This is a genomic window from Micromonospora sp. NPDC047527 (assembly GCF_040643015.1).
Lineage (GTDB): Bacteria > Actinomycetota > Actinomycetes > Mycobacteriales > Micromonosporaceae > Micromonospora.
Genome location: NZ_JBEYTK010000001.1, coordinates 738,146 through 759,676, shown reverse-complemented (window position 1 = coordinate 759,676; position 21,531 = coordinate 738,146). Strand labels below are relative to the sequence as shown.

The window sequence follows — 21,531 nt, the reverse complement described above, 5'->3', positions numbered from 1 at the left end:
CCCCGCCCGGGCCGGCGTCGTCAGCTCAGGCCGCTCGCCCACGGGTAGCTCTTGAGGTACGGGTCCGGCTCGACCGGCTTGCCGGAGTTCCACACCTCGGTGATCAGACCGTCGGCGCCGATCTTGCCGATCCGGGCGGTCTTGGAGATGTGCTGGGTCTCTCCGTCGACGGTCACCAGGCCCTCGGGCGCGTCGAAGGTGATCCCGTCGGAGGCGGCACGGACCTTCTCCACGTCGAACGCGCCGGCCTTCTCGACCATCGCCTTCCACAGGTACACCCCGACGTACGCGGCCTCCATCGGGTCGCTTGTCGGCTTGTCCGCGCCGTACTTCGCCTTGTACGCGGCCACGAACTTCGCGTTCGCCGCGCCGGGCGTGGTCTGGTAGTAGTTCCAGGCCGTCAGTTGGCCCTGCAGGTACTGCGTGCCGATGCCCTTGACCTCCTCCTCGGCGATCGACACCGACACCACCGGCATCGCGGCGGCGGTCAGGCCGGCCGACTTGTACTCCTTGAAGAAGGCCACATTGCTGTCACCGTTGAGGGTGTTGAACACAGCGGCGGCACCGGACGACTTGACCTTGTTGACGATCGTGCCGAACTCGGTCGAGCCCAGCGGGGCGTAATCCTCGCCCAGCACGCTCATCCCGTTCGCCGCCGCGTACGCCTTGATGATTTTGTTGGCCGTCCGGGGAAAGACGTAGTCGCTGCCGACCAGATAGACCGACTTGACCCCCTGCGCCTTGAGGTAGTCGAGCCCGGGAACGATCTGCTGGTTGGTCGTCGCTCCGGTGTAGAAGATGTAGGGCGACTGTTCCAGCCCCTCGTACTGCACCGGATAGAACAACAACGCCTTGTTCTTCTCGAACACCGGCTTGACCGCCTTGCGGCTGGCCGACGTCCAGCAGCCGAAGACGGCCGCGACGCGATCCACGGAGACGAGTTTCTCGGCCTTCTCGGCGAAGGTGGGCCAGTCCGAGGCGCCGTCCTCACCGACCGGCTGGATCTTCCTGCCGAGGACGCCACCGGCCGCGTTGATCTCCTCGACCGCGAGCATGATGGAGTCGCGGACGGTGACCTCGCTGATCGCCATGGTCCCGGAGAGCGAGTTGAGCAGGCCCACCTTGACGGTGTCGCCGGAGATGTCGGCGCTGACGCCGGCCGCGCCGCCCTCGTCGCTGGTCTTGCTGCCGCACGCGGTCATCGCTGCCGCGGCGACCAGGGTCATGGCACCCGCCAGGATGCGGCGGCCCCGGAATAGTGACATCAATTCTCCCTGCGATGCAGTTGAAGTGGCGAATGGACGGTCGGTGCGGTCCGTGGAGCTGAGGCGGGCGATGCCGGGTGCGACGGGTGGACGCCGACCGGGCACCGACTCGGATATGGGCACCGAAAGCGTTGACCGGCATCATTGCGCGAATGTTTCCCGGTCCTTAATTGACTGTTTCCGCGCTGGTGGACGGTACGCACGCGAAAACGGCCGACACCGCGACTGGAAAAGCGGTGTCGGCCGTTCAGGAATCTAGGGAATAGCGTCGCCACAATGGTCGGTGATCGTTTTCACCGATGGGCAAGCACATTGGCGACATCCGGCCTCGCAGACCGGATACTTCACGCAGGAAGCATCTTAGGGCGCGGTTGGGTGCGGCTGTCAAGGGCCTGCCGCACGGGCGGGGGCCGCCGGTCAGAGTTGGGCGAGCACAGTGAAGTCGAGCCCGTCGGCCTCGGCCAGGTAGATCCGCTGGCGCACGTGCCGCCGCCGCAGCCGCAGTCGCCCCCGCGGCCCGTGGTAGGCCACCGTGTCGGCGGCCGTCTCGATGGCCCGCACGTCCAGGGTGCGCGCCTGTCCGATGAGGGCGGCGAGCAGCATCACACCCTCGTAGCAGGACTCCCCCAGGCTGCCCAGCGGCGGCGCCTCCACTCCGAAGCGGCGGGCGAACTCCCCGTGGAAGTCGAGGTTCTCCTGGGTCACCAGGCCGGCGAAGAAACCCGCCGTGCTGTAGAGCCGTCTCGTCGCGCCGACGCCGCTGGCCAGCAGCATGTTCTCGTCCATGAGGGTGCTCAGGCGCAGGCAGCGCTGGTCCAGACCGGACCGGGCGAACGCCCGGTTGAACCGCACCGCGTCCGCGCCGACCAGCAGCATCAGCACCGCGTCGGCCTCGCTGTGCTCGATACGGCGCAGCACCGCGTCGAAGTCGTGCGCCTCCAGCGGCAGGAAGCTCTGCCCCACCACCCGACCACCAGCACGCAACGCGTACCGCTGCGCGGCCCGCGCGGTGCGCCGGGGCCACACGTAGTCGTTGCCGACCACGAACCAGCGACGTACGCCCTGCTCCCCGGCGAGCAACCGAATGGCCGGCCACAGTTGAGCGTCCGGCGTCTCGCTGGTCAGGAAGACCCCCTCGGTACGTTCACCGCCCTCGTACAGGGCGGTGTAGACGTAGGGCACCCGGTGCGCGACCCGGGGCGCCAGCGCCTGACGCACCGACGAGATGTGCCATCCGGTCACCCCCTGCACGGCCCCCACCGACACCAGCGCCTCGACCTCGGCGGCCACCTCGGCTGGCGGAGCGCCGCCGTCGACCGGGATCAGCCGCGCCTCCCGGCCCAGCACGCCACCGCACCGGTTGATCTCCTCGACCGCGAGCTGGGCGCAGAGTTCGCAGGTCGGGCCGAACATTCCCGCCGGCCCGCGCATCGGATACACCAGCGCGATGCTGACCACCGCCGAATCGACGGTGAGCCACGGCGCTGCCAGCGCGGACATGAGCACATGATTGCCCGGTCCACGTCGGAAGACCAGAGCTCGGCACTGACCGGGATCACTCGGTAACATGACGGTGCCACCGGACCAGGGAGATCCATGTCAGACGTGCCCGGGGCGCCAGCCGACCTGCTGCGCTCGCTCACTCGCGCCGAACGGCTGCTCTCCCGCCGCTTGGGTGCCGTCCTCGCCGACGACGGGCTGACCATCGAGGCGTGGCGGGTGCTCTGCCTGCTCGCCGACGGTCAGGGCCACCCGATGAGTGAGGTGTCCGCCGAGGCGTCACTGCCGCCCGGCACCCTCACCAAGCTGGTCGACCAGCTCGTCGACCAGAACCTCGTCTTCCGCCGCGTGGACGCGCTGGACCGTCGGCGGATCCGCGCGTACCTGACGGCCCGGGGCCGGCGCGAGCACGAGCGCCTCGATCAGCGGGTCCGCGCCAGCCTGGCCGAGTTGGGCGCCCCCGAGGGCGCCGACCTGATCAACCAGCTCGACGACCTGATCGGCCGACTCGACCCGGCCCGCCGCCGCGACCGCGCCGACACGGTCGGCTCGCACTGACCCACACCCGCACCGACGGGCGACGCCCGGCGCACCTGCGGCCGGCGTCGAGGGCGGACACCACCGGGAGCGATATACCTGTGGGTCATAGTTGTGACCCACAGGTATATCGCCGTTGAGGGGTACCGGCCTCGTGGGTCCCCGGGCGAGCCAGCGCGCGGCGAGCCAGCGCGCGGTCAGCCCTAGACGGTGAGCCGCGCCCGCAGGGTGTGTGCGTCGGGGGCCGTCGCGCTCCACAGTGTCGCCGGGCCACCGGCCAGCGGTAACCGGGCGACGCTCCGGTCGGCCCGCACCTGTGCTGGTTCGGCGGGGCGCGACGGGTCGACCACCAGCAGCGAACCGGTGGCCGGCGCGCCGCCGAGCACCGCGGGGCCGGCCCAGCCGGGCGCGTGCGGCCCCACGGCCAGCGACTGCCGCAGCAGTGGACGGTTCTCGTAGTCGACCCGCGTGTGCACGACGGCGCTGCCGGGCTCCTCACCGAACCGGCCGCAGATCAACTCGTCGCGCCAGCGCAGGCTCGCCCCTGCGGCCAACTCCACGTGGGACTCGGCGAGGTGCGCGCAGCCGGCCGCCGCGACCAGTTGCTCCGGCAGCCAGTGCAGCGTGGCTCCGGCGTGCACCACCGCCCGCACGACCATCCGGGACACGGCGCCCGGACGGCCGGGCAGGGCGACCGACGCGGCGACCGTGTGCAATCGGACCGCCGCCCCGGGCCCCACCTCGATGTCCAACCGAAGGTCGTCACCGGCCAGCGGGCCGGCGGCGCCCCCCACGACGTACACCGTGGGGGTGCCGTTCCGGGCCGGGGTCTGACGCAGCAGCAGCGGCGTCTCGCCGTGCACCTCGACCAGCGCCGTGCCACCCCTGCCGTCGGCGCGGGCCACCAGTCGAGCGAGCGCACGCATCAGGTCCGGCGGACCGGTGCGGCAAGCGGGTGCAGTGCCGCGTGGCGGGCCAGCTCGTGCCGAATCCAGTCGGCGACCCGACCCGCTGTCGGATCGGCCACGATGGACAGGAAGAGGGTCGGCAGGTCGCCCCGCCGGGCGCGGGCGTCCCGGTCCATCACCGCCAGGTCGGCGCCCACCATCGGCGCCAGATCGGTCTTGTTGATCACGAGCAGGTCGGCGGCGGTGACTCCCGGCCCGCCCTTGCGCGGCACCTTGTCCCCGCCGGCCACGTCCACCACGAAGATCTGCCGGTCGACCAGGCCCCGGCTGAAGGTGGCGGTCAGGTTGTCGCCGCCGCTCTCCACCAGCACCAGGTCCAGCGGGCCGACCGCCTCGGCCAACTCGTCCACGGCATCCAGGTTGGCGCCGATGTCGTCCCGGATGGCCGTGTGGGGGCAGCAGCCGGTCTCCACCGCGCGGATGCGCTCCGGATCCAGCACGCCGGCCCGCTTGAGGAAATCGGCGTCCTCGGTGGTGTAGATGTCGTTGGTGACCACGCCGAGCCGCAACTCGTCGGCGAAGGCCCGGCAGAGCGCGGCCACCAGGGCGGTCTTGCCGGAGCCGACCGGCCCCCCGATGCCGACCCGCAGGGCCTGACCGGCTCGCGCCAGCGGCGGGTGCGGGTCCACCCCCGGTTCCGGATGTGTGTGCGGCACGGACTCGTCGTGCGGCACAGCGGTCGGCCCGGCGGCGGGCACAGCAGTCGGTACAGCGATGTCAGGACGCAAAGAGACGCACCTCCCAGGTGGCATGCACTTCGGCATGGATGTCGGCGAGCGGAGCGGCGGCGGCCGGCAGCCGCTCCGGTGGATCGTCGGCGGACCGGGCCGCCTCGGCGGCGGTGCCGTCGCAACTGTCGGCGAGGCCGACCAGCAGGGCCTGGACCTGGTACGGGTCGAGGCCGAGCAGGCGCACGCCGGCACTGGCCGCACCGGTCACCGTGCCGTACGCGGCGATGGTGGCGGTTTCGGTGCGACTCAACCCGGCGGCGGCGCAGAGCAGCCCGAGGACCAGCGGCTGGTGCGCTCCCCCGGGTGTCGTGGGCAGGTCGGCGAACGCGGCGTCCGGCCAGATAGTCCGACCGGCGCGCAGCAGCGCCCGGCCCTGCCTGCGGGACACCGCGCGCAGCGCCGGGGAGGCGGTCCGCGCGTCCAACTCGGCGTCGAGCCGCGCCAGGATGGCCCGACGGCGGACTGACCCGGCCGGGGTCGACGCCGCGACCGGATCGGCGCGGTCGGCTGCCACGGCGCGGTCGGCCGCCCCGGCGCCGTCGGTCGCCCCGGCGCCGTCCGGTGCCACCGCCCGGTGTGCCGCCGCAGCGAACGCCGCACCGACCAGCCCGGCGGTGGCCAGTCGGCCGAGCAGGAACGCCCCCAACGAGGCCAGGTCGCCGACCCGGCCGGCGGCGACGGCCGCCTCCAGGCCGCCGGAGTGCGCGTGCGCGCCGGCCGGGAAGCGCCCGTCGGCCAGTAGCAGGAGCAGGCTGGACGTGGCCATCAGAACAGGAAGTACCGCTGGGCCAGCGGCAGCCGGGACACCGGGTCCGGTTCCACCACCTGCCCGTCGATCCGGACGGTGAAGGTGTCCGGGTCCACCTCGATCAGGGGCATCGCGTTGTTCTCCGGCAGGTCGGCCTTGCCCCGGGACCGTACGTCGGCGACCGGCACCACCCGCCGCCGCACGTCCAGGCGCAGCCCGGCCTCGAGCGCCGCCGGCGCCACGAAGGTCAGGCTGGTGGCCGCCGCCGCAGCCCCGTACGCCCCGAACATCGGGCGCGGCAGCATGGGCTGCGGGGTGGGGATCGACGCGTTGGCGTCACCCATCTGGGCGTACGCGATCATGCCGCCCTTGATGACCAGGTGTGGGCGTACCCCGAAGAACGCCGGGTCCCAGAGCACCAGGTCGGCGAGCTTGCCCGGCTCGACGGAGCCGATCTCCCGTTCCAGCCCGTTGGCCATCGCGGCGCAGATGGTGTATTTCGCCACGTACCGTCGGGCGCGGTGGTTGTCCGCCGCGCCGTCGCCCGGCAGCGCGCCCACCCGTTCCTTCATCACGTGCGCGCTCTGCCAGGTTCGCAGGATCACCTCGCCGACCCGGCCCATCGCCTGCGCGTCGGAGCCGATGATGGAGATCGCCCCGAGATCGTGCAGCAGGTCCTCGGCGGCCATCGTGGACGGTCTGATGCGGCTCTCGGCGAAGGCCAGGTCCTCCGGCACGGACGGGTTGAGGTGGTGGCAGACCATCAGCATGTCCAGGTGCTCGGCGAGGGTGTTGCGGGTGTACGGCCGGGTCGGGTTGGTCGACGACGGCAGCACGTTCGGCTCGCCGGCCACCGTGATGATGTCCGGCGCGTGCCCGCCTCCGGCGCCCTCGGTGTGGTACGAGTGGATGGCCCGCCCGCCGATCGCGCGCAGGGTGTCGGCCACGAAACCGGCCTCGTTGAGCGTGTCGGTGTGGATCGACACCTGGACACCGGAGGCGTCCGCCACCCGCAGGCAGGCGTCGATCGCCGCCGGGGTGGTCCCCCAGTCCTCGTGCAGCTTGAACCCGCCCGCACCGGCCCGCAACTGCTCCCAGAGCGCCTCGGTGGAGACGGTGTTGCCCTTGCCGAGCAGCAGGACGTTTACCGGCAGGGTGTCCAGCGCCTCGTGCATCCGGGCCAGGTGCCACGCGTTCGGGGTGACGGTGGTGGCTCGGGTGCCCTCGGCGGGGCCGGTGCCACCGCCGACGAGCGTGGTGATGCCACTGGCCAGCGCCTCGGTGACGATCTGCGGGCAGATGAGGTGCACGTGGGTGTCGACCGCGCCCGCGGTGAGGATCCGACCGTTGCCGGCGATCACCTCGGTGGCCGGGCCGATCACCAGGTCGGGGTGGACGCCGGGCATGGTGTCCGGGTTGCCGGCGCGACCCAGGGCGACGATCCGGCCGTCGCGTAACCCGACGTCGGCCTTGACCACACCCCAGTGGTCGAGCACCACGGCGCCGGTGATGACGGTGTCGAGGGCTCCCTCGGCGCGGGTGGCCCGGGACTGCCCCATCGACTCGCGGATCACCTTGCCGCCGCCGAAGACCACCTCGTCGCCGCCGACACAGTGGTCGGTCTCCACCTCGATGAGCAGGTTCGTGTCGGCGAGCCGGATGCGGTCGCCGGTGGTGGGCCCGTACAGGTCGATGTAGCGGTCCCTCCGCACGGCGCTCACCGCGCCGGCCCGTCGGCCGTCGCCGCAGCCGGGTCCAGCCGCCCGGCGCACTCCCCGCGCAGACCGGGCACGATGCGCGCGCCGCCGAGTGGCACCAGGTCCACGCTGCGGCTGACACCCGGCTCGAACCGGACCGACGTGCCCGCCGGCACGGCGAGCCGCTGCCCCCAGGCCGCGTCCCGGTCGAAGGCCAGCGCCGGGTTGGTCTCGGCGAAGTGGTAGTGCGAGCCCACCTGCACCGGCCGGTCGGCGGTGTTCACCACCAGCAGGGTGGTCACCGGACGGCCGGCGTTGATCTCGACCGGGCCGTCCGCCGGCAGGATCTCCCCGGGGATCACGGGATCGGGTGGTGCACCGTCACGAGCTTGGTGCCGTCCGGGAACGTCGCCTCCACCTGCACCTCCCTCAGCAGCTCGGGGATGCCGTCCTGGACGTCGTCGCGGTCGAGCACGGTCCGGCCGGCCGACATCAGGTCGACCACCGACCGGCCGTCGCGGGCGCCTTCGAGCAGGAACACGGTGATGAGCGCGACGGCTTCGGGGTAGTTGAGTCGCAGGCCGCGCTCGCGGCGACGGCGGGCGACATCGGCCGCGACATGGATGAGCAGGCGGTCCTGCTCGTGCGGGCTGAGGAACACGGGATCTCCCGGTGGGATCGGCGCGCCCGGCTCGCCGGCTCCGCGCGGAGCCGCACCGGGCAGCGACACACCCCGGGGTACGAGCTGGAGTCACACGACCGCCAGGCCCGCTGCCGACGGGGTGACCCGGGACTCCACCATCCCGGCCCGCGCGACGAGCACCCGGCGGCTTCCGGTCGGATGCGGACCGCACCGCCCACCGCTTGAGCAGACCGTAGAGGACCACCACCGGCCGGGGCAACAGTCCGCTCGGGATCACGGCCGCCCCCGCGACGGTGGGTACGGGTGCTCATCGCGTACGGCGTCGCACAGGGGATGATCACCCGGTGACGACGACCAGAGGTACCCAGAAACTGCTCGGCGCGTTGTTCCTGGCGGTGGCCACCGTCGGGGTGTGGCTGCTCTGGCTGGGCTGGGACACCGAGTACACGGTCGACCCGGAGACCAACTCGACCAGCGGCCCGTACGAGCCGTGGCAGGTGATCGGCTGTGTGGTGACGCTGGTGCTGCTCGCCGCCCTGGCCGGGATGCGGCTGAGCCCGTGGCTGGTGGCGCCGGTGATGACTGTCGCCTTCACGGTGGCCTGGTCGTGGCAGGCCGCGTCGAGTGACGACAGCGGGTTGTGGGCGGTCGGTGCCGTTCTGATGCTGATCGGCATGGCGGCCGGCAGCACGGCGGTGAGCCTCGCGGGGCGGCGCATCGGCCGACGGCGGGCCAGCCGGAGCCGCTAGGGCACCGGTTACCCGGCGAAGGGCACGTCGACGTGCTCCGCCGCCGGCTGGCCGTCGGGGTGCCGCCACAGCCCGCGCTCGTGCAGGATCGGCAGCACCCCCTCCCCGAACCAGTACGCCTCCTCCAGGTGCGGATAGCCGGAGAGGATGAACTCGTCGATGCCGAGCGCGTGGTATTCGGCGATCCGGTCGGCGATCTCGGTGTGGCTGCCCACGAGGGCGGTGCCGGCGCCGCCACGGACCAGCCCGACGCCGGCCCACAGGTTGGGTGCGATCTCCAGTCCGTCGCGGGAGCCGCCGTGCAGGTCGAGCATCCGGCGCTGCCCCTCGGACTCGCTGCGACGTAGCCCGTTCTGCACGGCCTGGATGTCGGCCTCGGCGATGCCGTCGAGCAGGCGGCGCGCCTGCGCCCAGGCCTGGTCGGCGGTGTCCCGGGCGATGACGTGCAGCCGGATGCCGAAGCGCAGCTCGCGTCCGGCGGCGGCGGCCAGCGACCGGACCCGGTCCAGCTTCTCGGCGACCAGGGCCGGAGGTTCGCCCCAGGTGAGGTAGACGTCGCTGTGCCGCACCGCCACCGGTAGGGCGGCGGCCGACGAGCCACCGAAGTAGACCGGCGGCGTCGGATCGGGCAGCCGGTGCAGCCGCGCCTGCTCGACCCGCAGGTGGGTGCCGGTGTGGTCGACCGTCTCACCCCGCCACAGCGCACGCACGATGTGCAGGAACTCGTCGGCCCGCGCGTACCGGGCGCCCTTGTCCAGGAAGTCGCCGTAGGCCCGCTGCTCGTGGGACTCGCCGCCGGTGACCACGTTGAGCAGCAGCCGGCCCCGGGACAGCCGCTGGAAGGTGGAGGCCATCTGGGCGGCCAGGGTGGGTGCCAGCAGCCCGGGTCGGAAGGCGACCAGGAACTTGAGGCGTTCGGTCACCTCGGTGAGCATCGCGGTGCTCAGCCAGGCGTCCTCGCACCAGGCGCCGGCCGGGGTGAGTGCGCCGACGAAGCCGAGTTGCTCGGCGGTGCGGGCGATCTGCCCGAGGTAGGCGACGCTGGCCGGTCGGGCACGCCCGGCGGTGCCGGCCGGCATGCCGTGTCCGCCGCCGACGATGTCCCTGCTGTCGCCGTTGGTGGGCAGGAACCAGTGGAAGGTGAGGGTCATCTCGGCTCTTTCCTTCGGTGGTCGGGGCACGCGCGGCTGGCCCCTCCTGAGGTTTGGGACGATCGCGCCGCCACTCTACCCATAAAACCTATCGGGTTAGTAGGCTACCGACCGCCTACCCGCACCGGTCGACGTGGCCCGGCTTACCCGCCCGACCCAAGGAGTCGCCATGCCCACCCTTTCGACGAGTCGCCAGCCGCACCGCCGCCGACTCGCCACGGCCGCCCTCACGGCCGTGGCCCTGCTCGCCACGGCCGCCGTGAGCGCCTGCGGCGGGTCCGCCGACGCGAAGGACGACGCCGGAGCACTCCGAATCGGCTACCAACGCTTCGGCGGGCTGAGCCTGGTCAAGGCGCGCGGCGCGACGCCGGGCGTCCAGTGGTCGCTGTTCGAGAGCGGCCCGGCGCTCACCGAGGCGCTCAAGGCCGGCTCCATCGACATCGGACAGGTCGGAGAGGCGCCGCCGGTCTTCGCCGCGGCCGGGAAGATCCCGTTCTCCGTCATCGGCACCTCCGAGCCGATCCCGCAGGGCGAGGCCGTGCTGGTCAAGGCCGACAGCGGCTACCGCACCTTCGCCGACCTGAAGGGCAAGAGGGTCGCCCTCAACAAGGGCTCCAATGTGCACTGGCTGCTGGTCCGGCTGCTGGAGGCGAACAACATGACGTTGCGGGACATCGACGTCACGTACCTCAAGCCCGCCGAGGGGCGACCCGCGTTCGACAGTGGGCAGGTCGACGCCTGGGTGATCTGGGATCCGTACTTCGCGCTGGCCGAACAGCCGGGCGTCCGGGTGCTCGCCGACGCGACAGGCCTGGCCAGCAACCGTGAGTACGTCCTGGCCGCCCCGGACGCGGTCGAGCACCGCACGGACGAGGTCCGCGCGTTCCTGCGGCGGTACCGCGAGGTGACCGACTGGGGCATCGCCAACCCGCAGGAGCGGGCCAGCACCCTCGCACCGGAGCTGAAGATCCCCGAGGACGTCACCAGCCGCGCCCTGGCCCGCAGTGCCAAGCCGCTCGCCCCGGTCAGTCCGGCCATCGGCGACGAGCTCCAGGCGATCACCGACAGCTTCATCGCCCTGGACCTCATTCCGGGCCCGGTCGACATCCGGTCCCGGATCGACGACCGGTTCAGCGAGGTGTTCCGGTGAGCCGCACGACTCTCGTCGAGGCTCCCGCCGAGGTCGCCGCCGCGCCGGTCACGGCCCGCCGCCAGCGGCCGGCCCGGCGGTGGCGGCGGCTGGTCAGTCCGGTCGTGCTGGTGGCGGGCTGGGAGCTGGCCGCCCGGGTCGGGGTGCTGGCGCCGGAGAAGCTGCCCGCGCCGAGCGACGTGCTGGCCGCCGGCTGGCGGCTGAGCCGCGACGGGACGCTCGCCGTGCACCTGGTCGACTCGCTCACCCGCGCCGGGGCCGGGCTGCTGATCGGCGGCGTCCTGGCGCTGGCCCTGGGCACCGTGGCGGGGTTGCTGCGCCTCGGCGATGACCTGGTGGACCCGCCGGTGCAGATGGCCCGGATGCTGCCGCACCTGGGCCTGGTCCCGTTGCTGATCATCTGGGTCGGCATCGGTGAACCGCTCAAGATCAGCCTGGTCGCCCTCGGTGCGTTCTTCCCGATCTACTTCAACACGTACGCCGGCATCCGTGACATCGACGAGCGGCTGGTCGAGGCCGCCCGTACCTGTGGACTGGGCCAGGCCGCCCGACTGCGCCACGTCGTGCTGCCCGGGGCGCTGCCCGCGCTGTTCCTGGGCCTGCGACTGGCCATCGGGGCGGCCTGGCTCAGCCTCGTCGTCGGCGAACAGGTCAACGCCCAGACCGGAATCGGTTTCCTGATGATGGAGGCGCGGGAGTTCAGCCAGACCGATGTGGTGGTGCTCGGCCTGCTCGTCTACGCGCTACTCGGACTGATATCCGACCTTGCCCTGCGCGTTGCGGAGAGGAGGATGTTGACATGGCGTCGCGGACTGCGGGCCACCTGACCGACGCGAAACCCGTGCTCACCGCCCACGCGGTCCGCCGGGCATTCGGGCCGACGGTCGTGCTGTCCGGGGTCGACCTGAGCATCGCCCGGGGTGAGGTCGTCGCCCTGCTGGGCGGCAGCGGTTCCGGCAAGAGCACCCTGCTGCGGATCCTCGCCGGGCTGGACACGGCGGCCGGTGGCGAGATCGCCGTGCACGGCACCGCCGCCGTGGTGTTCCAGGAACACCGGCTGCTGCCCTGGAAACGGGTCGCCGACAACGTCGGGCTCGGGCTGACCGGCCCGGACCGCGCCGGACGCATCGAGCGGGCGCTGACCGAGGTCGGGCTGGCCGACCGGCACCGGGCCTGGCCGGCCGAACTGTCCGGCGGGCAGGCGCAGCGCGTGGCGGTCGCGCGTGCCCTGGTCCGCGAGCCGGACCTGCTGCTGCTCGACGAGCCGTTCGGCGCCCTGGACGCGCTGACCCGCCTGCGGATGCAGGTGCTGCTGCGCCGGCTGCGCGCCGAGCACGGCTTCGCCGCCCTGCTGGTCACCCACGACGTGGAGGAGGCCCTGCTGCTCGCCGACCGGATCCTGCTCCTCGACGCCTGCCGCATCGCCGCGGACCTGCCCGTCGACCTGACCCCCACCCGTACGCCGGACGACCCGGCCTTCGGCGCGCTGCGCCGCCACCTGCTCGACCAACTCGGCGTTCCCACCACCTGACGAGCGGAGACCCCCGATGACTCGCTGGACCCCCGATCCCACCTTCTACCCCTCCCCCGGCCAGGCGGTGACGGCCCCGGCGGAGAAGCTCGCCTACGTGGCGGCCTTCGACCGGACGGCCAGCCGCCCGGACGCCATCGTGGTGCTGGACACCGACCCCGACTCCCCCGACTACGGCAAAGTCGTCGGCTGGACCGACCTGCCGCACCTCGGCGACGAGGTGCACCACTTCGGCTGGAACGCGTGCAGCAGCGCGCTCTGCCCGACCGCCCCGCACCCGCACGTCGAGCGGCGGTACCTGATCGTTCCCGGTCTGCGCTCGTCGCGGATCCACGTCATCGACACCCAACCCGACCCGCGCCAACCCCAGGTGGTGAAGGTGATCGGGCCGGAGGAGCTGGCCAAGCGCGCCGGCTACTCCCGCCCGCACACCGTGCACTGCGGACCGGACGGCATCTACGTCTCCGCTCTCGGCGGCGCGGACGGCGCGGAGGGTCCGGGCGGCATCGCCATCCTGGACCACACCACCTTCGAGGTACGCGGGGCGTGGGAGGCCGACCGGGGGCCGCAGTTCCTGGCGTACGACCTGTGGTGGCACCTCACCCAGGACGTGCTTGTCACCAGCGAGTGGGGCACCCCGTCGATGGTCGAGGACGGCATCATCGGTGAGCTGCTGCTGGGCCGGCGCTACGGTCACGCCATCCACTTCTGGGATCTCGCGAAGCGTCGGCACGTGCAGCGGGTCGACCTTGGCGACCAGTACCAGATGCCGCTGGAGCTGCGCCCGGCGCACGACCCGACGAAGTCGTACGGGTTCGTCGGGGTGGTGATCAGCGTCGAGGACCTGTCCGCCTCGATCTGGCTGTGGCACCGCGACGGCGACGCCTGGGCGGTCACCAAGGTGATCGACATTCCGGCCGAGCCGGCCGACCCGGCGGACCTGCCCGACCTGCTCAAGCCGTTCGGCGCGGTGCCGCCGCTGGTGACCGACATCGACCTGTCGGTCGACGACCGCTTCCTGTACGTCTCCTGCTGGGGCACCGGGGAGCTGCGCCAGTACGACGTCAGCGACCCGCTGCACCCGGTGCTGACGGGCTCGGTGCACCTCGGCGGGATCGTCCGCCGTACCGCCCACCCGACCGCGCCGGACGAGGCGTTGGCCGGCGGCCCGCAGATGGTCGAGGTGAGCCGGGACGGCCGGCGGGTCTACGTCAGCAACTCCCTCTACGGCGCCTGGGATGACCAGTTCTACCCCGACGGGGTGGGCGCGTGGCTCGCCAAGCTGGACGTCGACGTGGACGCCGGCGGGCTCGCCCTCGACCCGAGGTTCTTCCCGCACGGCGACGAGTTCCGTGGCCTGCGGGTGCACCAGACGCGGTTGCAGGGCGGGGACGCGTCCTCCGACTCGTACTGCTTCCCGTGACCGTCGGCACCTGGGTGACGCTCGCCGCGCTCGGCGCGTTCCATGGCCTGAATCCGGCGATGGGCTGGCTGTTCGCGGTGGCCCGCGGCCTACAGGAGCGCAGCAGGACGGCCCTGCTGCGCTCGTTGCCGCCGATCGCGGCGGGGCACCTGGCCTCGGTGGGGATCGTCGCCGCGTTGGTCACCGCGACCCGGTCGGTGACGGCGAGCACCGCCCTGGCGGTGGGCGGCGGCGTGCTGCTGGTCGGTTTCGGGCTGTGGCGGCTGCTCTCCGAACGGCACTTCCGCTGGGCGGGGATGCGGATGTCCGCGGCGCAGCTCGCCGGCTGGTCGTTTCTCATGTCGTCGGCGCACGGCGCGGGGTTGATGCTGCTGCCGGTGCTGGTCAACGAGCCGGTGAGCGGGGGCCACGCCGGGCACCTGTCCGCCGCGCCGGTGGGCGCGCTGCCCGGGCTGGCGGCGGCCGGGGTGCACACCGTGGCCATGCTCGGCACCGCCCTGGTCGTCGCGGTGCTGGTCTACCAGGTGCTCGGGGTCGGGGTGCTGCGCCGGGCGTGGTTCAACGTCGACCGGCTCTGGGCGGGTGTGCTGGTCGCGGCCGGGCTGGTCACGTTGATCCGGGCCTGACCGCCGCGCGCCCGACCATCGTGGATGGCACGAACGGGGCGGCCCGACCCGCGCCGGCCGGAGGCCAGCACGGGTCGGGCGTGGCGACTACGTCGCCGCGCTGGTCGCGCCGATCCGGAGCGATCAGGCGCGAGCCTTCGCCGGCTGCTTCAGGAAGTCCATGATCGCCTTGTTGACCTCGTTGGCGTTCGTCCACGGGATACCGTGCGGCGCGCCCTTGAGGGTGACGAGTTGGGCGGTCGGCATCATGGGCGCGAGCCGCTGACCGGTCACCGGGTAGGGCAGCACGTTGTCCTTGTCACCCTGGACGATCAGCACCGGCACGTCGATCTTCGGCAGGTCGGGGCGGAAGTCCTCCTGCCAGGCGTCCACGCTGTCGTGGGTGGCCTTGGCCGAGCCCATCGCGCCGATCTGCCAGTGCGCCCGGTACGCCTCGTCGCTGACCAGCTTGCCCTTGTTCTCGCTGTAGTTGAAGAACGCGTCGCAGAACTGGGTGAGGTAGGCGAAGCGGTCCTTGATGATGGCGTCCTGGAAGCCCTTGAAGAGGCTGGTGTCCACGCCCTCCGGGTTGTCCTTGGCCTTGGCCAGCATCGGTTGCAGCGGGCTGAGCAGCACGGCCTTGCTCACTCGCTGCGAGCCGTAGTTGCCCAGGTAACGGACGACCTCGCCGGTGCCCATCGAGTGACCCACCAGGATCGCGTCACGCAGGTCCAGCTCGGTCATCAGCACGTCGAGATCCGCCGCGAAGGTGTTGTAGTCGAATCCGAACGCCGGTTGGGCCGAGTTGCCGAAACCGCGCCGGTCGTAGGTGATCGTCCGGTATCCGGCATTCAGCAACGCGCTGGTCTCCTTCTCCCACGTCGCCCCGTTGAACGGGAAGCCGTGGATCAGCACCACCGGCTGACCGGATCCGTGGTCCTCGTAGTACAGGTCGATGGGCGCGGAGTTTTCGGTCCCCACGGTGATGAAAGGCATGTTTGTCTCCTGCTCCGGATCGGGGCTGTCGGACGTCGGGTGCGTTCCCGCCGGGTCGCCGGATATGCGGGTCACCGGATTCGCCCGGCAGGGCAGGAACGGGGGTTTTCCGATCGGGTGGCGCCGCCTAGCGTTGGGGCGTGACTCCTTCCCCTCGGCTGCGGGCCGTCAGCGACCTGCACATCGGCTATCCGGAGAACCGCGCGTTCGTCCAGGAGCTACGCCCGGAGCACGACGGCGACTGGCTGCTGGTCGCCGGTGACGTGGCCGAGCGGTACGCCGACATCGAGTGGGCGCTCGGGCTGCTGAGCAGTCGCTTCGCGAAGGTCGTCTGGGCGCCGGGCAACCACGAGCTGTGGACGCCACCCAACGACCCGGTGCAGCTGCGTGGCGAGGCGCGCTACCAGGAGTTGGTGCGGCTGTGCCGGCGGCTGGGGGTCGTCACGCCGGAGGATCCGTACCCGGTGTGGGACGGCGTGGGCGGGCCGGCCATGATCGCCCCGCTCTTCGTGCTCTACGACTACACGTTCCGGGTGCCCGAGGCGCGCACCAAGCAGCAGTCGCTGGACCTGGCGCACGCGGCCGGGGTGGTGTGCACCGACGAGGCGCTGCTGCACCCCGACCCCTACCCGAGCCGGGAGGCGTGGTGCGACGCCCGGGTCACCGAGACCGAGCGCCGGCTGGCCCTGCGCGACCCGGCGCTGCCGACCGTGCTCGTCAACCACTACCCGCTGGTCCGGGAGCCGACCGACGTGCTGTGGTACCCGCTGTTCGCCCAGTGGTGCGGCACGGTCCGCACCCGCGACTGGCACCTGCGCTTCGGCGCGGCCACCATGGTCTACGGGCACCTGCACATCCCTCGTACGACCTTCCACGACGGGGTGCGTTTCGAGGAGGTCTCGCTGGGTTATCCGCGCGAGTGGCGTCGGCGCGGGCCGACGCCACGTCCGGTACGCACCATCGACCCGGCGGAGGACCTGCGCCGGATGCGGCAGACGACCGGCTGACGCGGCGTTCGGCGGCACGGTGGGTGGGTTGCGCGGTGTCACGGGGTCAGCCGGGTAGCCGGGCTGTCACCCGGCAGGCCCGACACGTCGACCTCGACCGGCGGCAGCGGAGTGGTTCCGAGGACGTTGCCGTCCGCCGAGTACGCGGTGAGGACGGCCGACTGGTCCGGCGGTATCCGGACGATGCCGGCGTTCGACGCGTCGAGGGTGACCGTGACCGGGGGTGCGCCCCCGACCGTGACCGTGACGCGGGCCGCGTCCGGCGGTGCGATCACCCGCGCCTGGCCCGTCGGCGTGCGAGTGCTGTCGTCGGCCCGGATTCGCCAGCCGATCGGTCGCTGGTCGGCGCCCTCGGCCGGCAGCAGCAACCGCAGGTCGGTCGACCAACCGGTTCGGTCGTCGCCGTGCATGGCGTACGCGATCACCCCGCCGCCAGCGGGCTGCACGGTGAGCAGTGCGGCGTCTTGGCCGTGCTCGCTGCCCGACCACCGCAACCGTACCGTCGTCCCGGCAGCCGGGAGGCGACTGTTCACGAGTGCCGTCTCCACGAAGTTACGCAGGTTGGTGTCGTTCAGCGGCGTGCCTCGGGCACCCCGGCGGGCAGCGATGAGCAGCCCGCCCCGGACGAGTGGGCAGCCTGATGAGGCAGGGCGGGACACGCGGCGCGTGCGGCGGCCTGGATGCCCGACGCGCCGCCGAAGCCGCCCGTGGCCGCCAAACCCGCCGGGGCGGTAGCCGTCGCCCGCCGTGCGGTGCGCACCGAGGCGACCAAAGCGGACTGCGCGTCGGACGGGATCTGTCGGGTTTGTCAGCCACGCATATCCAGTTGTCCCAAGAGGGGGGACGTGGCGATGGGCGACGACCAGCCAGGTGTCGAACGCCAAGGGCGCCACAACTTGGAGTCTAATTCTGGTGGGTCAGAGCAACTCGCGCTGCGGTGAACCGGTCCGTCTGTGGAGCGAACTGGACTAGACTCATCAGCAGCGGTGTGGCCAGGGCATGACCATGCCGGGCGACAAGGCGCCGATAGGTATCAGCTAGCACGGGCTCCACCGGATCGGTAGTACCGGAGCGTTCTTTCATGGCGGCTCTGATCCCGCGGAGCACAACCGGCAATCGGTCCGGACGCATCCAGGATTTAGCCAGGCAATGCCCCAGCAGGATTCGCAGGTTCATGCTTGCCGCGGTCTCGTTTGGTGCGCACCGGACCAAGCCAACGGCTGCGGCCGAAATCCAGCCCTCGACGTCGTCGAGCGCTATGTCGGCGCATCGCTGCACTGCGGCGAAGGCGAATTCGAGGACGTCGGCGGGGTGGACCCATGCGGCGGCGCGGGTGATGGCGAATGCCGCGCCCCGTGGCCTCCACTCGTCCATCGTGGCAGCAAGGTCGAACGCAGCACGGTCGAATCCGAGGTCGGCGTAGTAGTTGTAGATGAGGGTTGCTTCGATCACTGGCAGTAGGTCGCGTTGCAAGCGTCCCCGGTTGGCGAGGTGTCGTAGCAAGTCGACTGTGCCGAAGGTGGGTACTCCGAGGTGTGCAGCGAGGGTGCGAAGCACCGCGTCGTCGCACCAGAACGGGAGGCCGTCGGTAGCCGCCATATCGAGTGATGCCAGCCAATCAGATTGACCCGGCGTCTCCTCGAGGGTTTTCAGCTGCGGCCACGGCCGCCGCACGGCGTCGCGCAAGATGTTGCAAACCTGCTCGGCCTGATCGGCTAGACCATCCGCTTCGGATTCCTCGATGGTGACGACTCTGGGCTGGCCGGCAGCGGGATCCCAAGTTATCGACGTGGTGGACCGCAAGCCCAGGGATTCGTGCCCGTGTAAGGCATCACGGTAGGCCGGATCGGCCGCGAGGACCTGTCCGAACACGGCTAGGAGACGGGAGCGAGTGTCGGCGTCCAGTAGGGCCAGTGTCTGGGCTGCAGTGGTGTCCACGACCACAGGGTGGTCTAGGGCGGCCGTCACGGCCGCTCGGCTTTGCGCCTCATGGGCGGGGTTGTGAGAGCGGACAAAGCCCGCCCCACGTTGCAGGGATACCTCGGCATAGCTGGCGCCGGTCGCCTCCGCCAGCAGACCCACGGGCAGCTCACCTTTATGGACCTTCGCGAAAATGTCCTCTAGAGCTTCATGCCGAGCGCGAAGATCCGGGATAAGGGCAGTTAGTGGGCGATCCTTAGGGATCTGCACCGCTCTGAACACGGCACTGTCGGGGAAACGCTCCGTGTAATCCGCAGTCGCTGCGTGTAGCGCGGCTAGGTCCACCGTCGACGGTGTGAGCTTCTGTCGTCGCAGGCCGGCGTAGATCTGGGCGATGAAGACACCGACCAGTTGCTCGTCGTCAGGCCATCTGCCCATCGTCGCCAAGGCGCGCGGGACGAACTGTGGACTGGCGTCGTACCTAGCCGCGAGACTGATCCAGGTCAAGGCGTCGTGACGGTCACGGGGTGGCACTGGGTCGCCGTCTGGCGTGAGGGCGCTCCAGGCCGCCGGGAGGTCGTTTCGTCGGACTAACGAGTGCACCAAGGCCCAGCGGGCATCTGCGTCGTGGGGATCGAGCGTCACCAGGGCACGCGCTTGTTGGCTGGCCTGCTCCCAGTCACCGGACTGGTCATGGATTTCGAACAGAAGGGCTCGGGCGTTGAACTGTCCCGCCCATCCCGGGCCGCCCATAGTCACAGCGGACTCCGCAGCTCGGCGTGCCGTCTCCAGGTCACCCGCGTCTCTGAACTCACGGGCAGCCATCAGCATCATTCGGGGCTCCATCCAGCGCTCCCCGCCGGCTTTCAGGACCTCGGCGGCCATCCGCGGTTCGTCTCGATCGCGGTGTCGTTCAGCTAGGGCGATAGTCAAGGTGGGGCTTTGCCCAGCCCCGGCCCGGAGCGCCTCCAGACTCCCCCCATCTGCGCTCATGGCCTGCTGGATGACCCTTATCTCGTGAACCAAGTCAGGATGAGTCCTCTCCAGGCCACCGAGATCGGGTACTGACGCACCAAGCTCGGCCAAGCTCCTGGCCGCGATGAGGATTTCCGCGTCGTCGTTAGCTCTGCTCAACGCAGTCTCCCAGGCTGCGATCGCCTCGGCCGTTCTCCGCTGGGCGGTCAGCTCGAGGGCGAGAATCGCAGCTTCAGTAAATGGGTCTTCAAGGCCGTCAGCTGCTGCGCGGGCTAGATCGAATCGTCCGGTCCAGGCGGCGAGCTGCGCGGCCTCCCGTCGCAGCCGTGGATCGGCTGCCTCGGCATCGCTTGCGTCACCATCCGGCAATGGTTGAGTTAGTTTCCATGCTTCGACGTGGTTGCCCCCCAACGCCGCCGCCTTGACAGCGACCAAGATCGCGGCGACGCTGTCGCCTTGCCATTTGCGGCGGGCGTTGCGCGCCCGGATGGCCAAATCCCCCGCCTGCAAGGCATCAGCCAGCCGATGGACCGTCTGCCCGTAACGACCCCGCGATAGCAACAACTCCGCCGCCAGGAGAGCACTTCCACTTGCACCCTCGATATCTGCGGCCTGTAGCGCCAGCGTCACACCACCATTTAGGTCCCCGACCCTCACCGTCAACCGTGCCAACAGTTGGAGTTTCAGGGCGCGATCACTGGGTGACTCGACGTTCCAGGCCGATATCGCCTTAATAGCCTCCTGCCACTCCTCACGATGCGTGGCCAGCAGACAATGTGCCAGCGGGTGCTGTGCCTCAGCGGCCTCCAGAATGTGTTCCGCTTCCGGCAGGTTATCCTCGGACAGACACATCGAGCGACGTGCCTGCCAGTATCCGGCGGGGAACGCACCTCTTTCCAGCCCGGCGGCGATGTAGCGAGCAGCCACCATCGGCCGCCCGTGATCAACGGCCAGCTCGCCCAGCCAGCAGGCCACGTCAGCGGGAGCATCGGCGTACCAACTTGGTGGCACCTCCGCCCACTGCTTGAGCAGAGCACCCCGGTCGCTGGCCGATGCAATAGCCTGCACTACCTGCTCGATGAGCGGCCACGAGTCGCGCAACTCCACCGCACGGTCTCGGCGCCACGGGTGCAGCTTCCTCACCTGCTCCATGAACATCCCAGAAGCAGAAAGACGGTCCAGGATAGATCGGCCGGTGGTCGCTACCGCCTCGCGCGTCGCGGACCCTTCCGCTCGAAGGTGTTCGACCTCCCAGTGATGGGCGACTGCGGTCGCGGCCGCAGGGTCCTGGGCGCGCAGGAATGCGGCCAGGACCAACACCAAGACCACCTCGGCGTCGCGGCTGCGTTGTTGCTCCTCCCCTGGAAGCAGCAAGGCCAGGCTTTCCACAGCGGTGGACAGCGTCTTCGCGCTGCCCGTTCGGAGCTGATCTTGTGCCTCCGGCCGCGCTAGCCACCGTCGCAGCTCCGACCACTTCAACCTGATGCCGCGTTTGCGAGCCTGCCTGGCAACACTCCACGCGACACGTAAGCGGACCGTCGCTCGACCGACCTGTCGCGCAATGGGCCCGGACGCCAAACCAGCGGCCTTCAGCACGGCTCCTGAAACGACGGGTTCCATGGATTCTCCCGATGTTGGCCTGGTCCTACACGCGCGCCCTGCGCCAGCTGAGCGCGACCCACCTTAGTCGGGGCCACCGACAGAACTCTGAGCACGACAGGTGCGGACGAGCCCGGCGTCAAGCCCAGAACAAAGGCTATCGCCCTTGTCACGCCCGCGTTCTCGGGCGATTCAGCTTTTAGCGTGTCTTGACTGCGGCCAGGTGCACGCCGAGCAACCAACTGACGAGGTCGCCGAGGACAGCCGCAAATTCTGCGCTCTGCTCGGCGCCCCGCTCCGCGACAAGCCAAATAAAGCCCTTGCAGCGGCGTGCCG

General features: G+C 70.9%; 20 protein-coding genes. 8 read left to right on the top strand and 12 right to left on the bottom strand.

Features of this window, described 5'->3' with window-relative positions:
• Positions 1–20 precede the first annotated feature (20 nt).
• Positions 21–1,265 carry an urea ABC transporter substrate-binding protein gene (gene urtA, locus ABZ808_RS03175; protein ID WP_357000188.1) on the bottom strand — a complete coding sequence of 415 codons (1,245 nt, stop codon included), beginning with the start codon at positions 1,263–1,265 and terminating at the stop codon, positions 21–23.
• Positions 1,266–1,682: 417 nt separating this feature from the next.
• Positions 1,683–2,765 (bottom strand): substrate-binding domain-containing protein, encoded by a 1,083-nt coding sequence (locus ABZ808_RS03170; RefSeq protein ID WP_357000186.1) that lies wholly within the window; start codon positions 2,763–2,765, stop codon positions 1,683–1,685.
• Positions 2,766–2,861: 96 nt separating this feature from the next.
• On the opposite strand from ABZ808_RS03170, the gene ABZ808_RS03165 reads away from it, so the two are divergent.
• Positions 2,862–3,323, top strand: a complete 462-nt coding sequence (locus ABZ808_RS03165; RefSeq protein WP_357000183.1) for a MarR family transcriptional regulator — start codon at positions 2,862–2,864, stop codon at positions 3,321–3,323.
• Positions 3,324–3,505: 182 nt separating this feature from the next.
• On the opposite strand, the gene ABZ808_RS03160 is transcribed toward ABZ808_RS03165, so the two are convergent.
• From ABZ808_RS03160 to ABZ808_RS03135, 6 genes are all read right to left on the bottom strand, one after another.
• Entirely contained in the window at positions 3,506–4,228 is a 723-nt protein-coding gene (locus tag ABZ808_RS03160) for an urease accessory protein UreD (RefSeq protein ID WP_357000180.1), read from the bottom strand.
• Positions 4,228–4,926: an urease accessory protein UreG gene (ureG, locus tag ABZ808_RS03155; RefSeq protein WP_357000177.1), complete on the bottom strand. Its 699-nt coding sequence runs from the start codon at positions 4,924–4,926 to the stop codon at positions 4,228–4,230. Before ureG ends, ABZ808_RS03160 begins: the two co-directional genes overlap by 1 nt.
• A gap of 61 nt (positions 4,927–4,987) precedes the next feature.
• Positions 4,988–5,767, bottom strand: coding sequence for an urease accessory UreF family protein (locus ABZ808_RS03150; protein ID WP_357000174.1), 780 nt, complete (start codon positions 5,765–5,767; stop codon positions 4,988–4,990).
• Complete coding sequence (locus ABZ808_RS03145) at positions 5,767–7,470, bottom strand: urease subunit alpha (protein WP_357000171.1); 1,704 nt, start codon at positions 7,468–7,470, stop codon at positions 5,767–5,769. The genes ABZ808_RS03150 and ABZ808_RS03145 overlap by 1 nt, the downstream gene beginning before the upstream one ends.
• The gene (locus ABZ808_RS03140; RefSeq protein WP_357000168.1) at positions 7,467–7,808 is read right to left on the bottom strand and encodes an urease subunit beta; all 342 of its coding nucleotides are present in this window, start codon (positions 7,806–7,808) and stop codon (positions 7,467–7,469) included. Before ABZ808_RS03140 ends, ABZ808_RS03145 begins: the two co-directional genes overlap by 4 nt.
• Positions 7,805–8,107 (bottom strand): urease subunit gamma, encoded by a 303-nt coding sequence (locus tag ABZ808_RS03135; protein ID WP_357000165.1) that lies wholly within the window; start codon positions 8,105–8,107, stop codon positions 7,805–7,807. Before ABZ808_RS03135 ends, ABZ808_RS03140 begins: the two co-directional genes overlap by 4 nt.
• A gap of 326 nt (positions 8,108–8,433) precedes the next feature.
• On the opposite strand from ABZ808_RS03135, the gene ABZ808_RS03130 reads away from it, so the two are divergent.
• Entirely contained in the window at positions 8,434–8,838 is a 405-nt protein-coding gene (locus tag ABZ808_RS03130) for a hypothetical protein (RefSeq protein ID WP_357000162.1), read from the top strand.
• A gap of 8 nt (positions 8,839–8,846) precedes the next feature.
• Here ABZ808_RS03130 and ABZ808_RS03125 read toward each other — a convergent pair whose 3' ends face one another.
• A complete protein-coding gene (locus ABZ808_RS03125) occupies positions 8,847–9,989 on the bottom strand; it encodes an LLM class flavin-dependent oxidoreductase (RefSeq protein ID WP_357000159.1) in 1,143 nt (380 codons plus the stop codon).
• 169 nt (positions 9,990–10,158) lie between these two features.
• Here ABZ808_RS03125 and ABZ808_RS03120 point away from each other — a divergent pair, with 169 nt between their 5' ends.
• The 5 genes from ABZ808_RS03120 to ABZ808_RS03100 are packed head-to-tail and all read left to right on the top strand — an operon-like array spanning position 10,159 to position 14,719.
• The gene (locus tag ABZ808_RS03120; RefSeq protein ID WP_357000156.1) at positions 10,159–11,139 is read left to right on the top strand and encodes an aliphatic sulfonate ABC transporter substrate-binding protein; all 981 of its coding nucleotides are present in this window, start codon (positions 10,159–10,161) and stop codon (positions 11,137–11,139) included.
• The gene (locus ABZ808_RS03115) at positions 11,136–11,966 is read left to right on the top strand and encodes an ABC transporter permease subunit (protein ID WP_357000153.1); all 831 of its coding nucleotides are present in this window, start codon (positions 11,136–11,138) and stop codon (positions 11,964–11,966) included. The genes ABZ808_RS03120 and ABZ808_RS03115 overlap by 4 nt, the downstream gene beginning before the upstream one ends.
• Positions 11,939–12,670 (top strand): ABC transporter ATP-binding protein, encoded by a 732-nt coding sequence (locus ABZ808_RS03110; RefSeq protein ID WP_357000150.1) that lies wholly within the window; start codon positions 11,939–11,941, stop codon positions 12,668–12,670. Before ABZ808_RS03115 ends, ABZ808_RS03110 begins: the two co-directional genes overlap by 28 nt.
• Before the next feature lie 16 nt (positions 12,671–12,686).
• Positions 12,687–14,093 carry a selenium-binding family protein gene (locus ABZ808_RS03105; RefSeq protein ID WP_357000148.1) on the top strand — a complete coding sequence of 469 codons (1,407 nt, stop codon included), beginning with the start codon at positions 12,687–12,689 and terminating at the stop codon, positions 14,091–14,093.
• Complete coding sequence (locus ABZ808_RS03100; RefSeq protein ID WP_357000146.1) at positions 14,090–14,719, top strand: hypothetical protein; 630 nt, start codon at positions 14,090–14,092, stop codon at positions 14,717–14,719. The genes ABZ808_RS03105 and ABZ808_RS03100 overlap by 4 nt, the downstream gene beginning before the upstream one ends.
• Positions 14,720–14,842: 123 nt before the next feature.
• Here ABZ808_RS03100 and ABZ808_RS03095 read toward each other — a convergent pair whose 3' ends face one another.
• Positions 14,843–15,694, bottom strand: coding sequence for an alpha/beta hydrolase (locus tag ABZ808_RS03095; RefSeq protein WP_357000143.1), 852 nt, complete (start codon positions 15,692–15,694; stop codon positions 14,843–14,845).
• A gap of 140 nt (positions 15,695–15,834) precedes the next feature.
• On the opposite strand from ABZ808_RS03095, the gene ABZ808_RS03090 reads away from it, so the two are divergent.
• Complete coding sequence (locus tag ABZ808_RS03090; RefSeq protein ID WP_357000141.1) at positions 15,835–16,701, top strand: metallophosphoesterase; 867 nt, start codon at positions 15,835–15,837, stop codon at positions 16,699–16,701.
• Between the two features lie 38 nt (positions 16,702–16,739).
• Here the strand turns inward: ABZ808_RS03090 and ABZ808_RS03085 are convergent, their stop codons facing one another.
• Together ABZ808_RS03085 and ABZ808_RS03080 are read right to left on the bottom strand one after the other, a co-directional pair.
• Complete coding sequence (locus ABZ808_RS03085; protein ID WP_357000139.1) at positions 16,740–17,360, bottom strand: hypothetical protein; 621 nt, start codon at positions 17,358–17,360, stop codon at positions 16,740–16,742.
• A gap of 244 nt (positions 17,361–17,604) precedes the next feature.
• The gene (locus ABZ808_RS03080; RefSeq protein WP_357000136.1) at positions 17,605–21,216 is read right to left on the bottom strand and encodes a hypothetical protein; all 3,612 of its coding nucleotides are present in this window, start codon (positions 21,214–21,216) and stop codon (positions 17,605–17,607) included.
• Positions 21,217–21,531 lie beyond the last annotated feature (315 nt).